The sequence below is a fragment of the Arthrobacter sp. H41 genome, from assembly GCF_000520535.1.
GTDB lineage: Bacteria > Actinomycetota > Actinomycetes > Actinomycetales > Micrococcaceae > Arthrobacter_D.
Map to the genome: position 1 here is coordinate 19,396 of NZ_KI914792.1, position 1,024 is coordinate 20,419.

The following is a 1,024-nucleotide window of genomic DNA, read 5'->3' on the forward strand; positions in this document are numbered from 1 at the left end:
CGGGTCCCAGCTGTGGAACAGGAGGTATTCCTGTCCGTCCGGCCCCGTGACCAGATCCTGACCGCCGGGTCCGACGTACCGGTCGCCGTTGAACGATGCGGAGGAGAGAAGGGGCTCGGGTGCCTTCTTCCACGGGCCCTCCAGCGTCGGGGCTGTCGCGTAGCCCCGAGCCGTTCCACTCGACCGGCTCGGCATGCAGTGAGCGGTAGGTGACGGCCGGGTCCCAGCTGTGGAACAGGAGGTATTCCTGTCCGTCCGGCCCCGTGACCAGATCCTGACCGCCGGGTCCGACGTACCGGTCGCCGTTGAACGATGCGGAGGAGAGAAGGGGCTCGGGTGCCTTCTTCCACGGGCCCTCCAGCGTCGGGGCTGTCGCGTAGCCCACGTTGTAGGCGGGGCCGCCATAGTCGTTGCTCGAATAGAGCAGGACCAACTGCGAGTCCTGCTGCACGATCGTGGGAGCCTCCACGAGGTTGCCCTCCCAGTCCAGGGTCTGCGTGATGAGCTTGCGGGCCGGTCCGGCCAGGGTGAGCCCGTCCGCACTGAGCGGTGTGGCCTGGATCCAGGTATCGAGCTCGCAGCAGTTGCCGTCGTTCTTCCAGATCAGGTGGAGACCCTCGTCGGAGGCGAACGTGCTGGCGTCGATCGCGCCGCCCTCATCTTCAGGGCAGACCAGCATCCCTTCGCCGACCACGGTGAACGGCCCGGCGGGGTCGGTGGCGGTTGCAACGCCGATGCACTGGAGGGTCGGTTCGAAGTTCGTCGCCGTGAAATACAGCACGAATTCGCCGTCGGACACCTCGGTGACCTCCGGCGCCCAGGTCTTTCCGGGGATGGTCCATGATGGGAGCTCCGGCAGGGCATCGTCAGGAAGTTGCTCCCACTCCACAAGATCGGTCGAGGTGGCTACCTGCACGTTCTTCCGATTGCCATTGGACGCATAGGCGTAGTAGGTGTCGCCCACCTTGAGGATGTCCGGGTCGGGGAAATCCGCGTCGAGGACCTGGGTGGACGAATCCTCAGC

The 1,024-nt window shown here is 65.8% G+C and carries 1 protein-coding gene; it reads right to left on the minus strand.

Annotated elements, in window-relative coordinates; all coding sequences use genetic code 11:
* Positions 1-1,024 (minus strand): glycoside hydrolase family 43 protein (locus Y705_RS22305; RefSeq protein ID WP_049822510.1); only part of this gene is annotated, 1,024 nt, incomplete at both ends.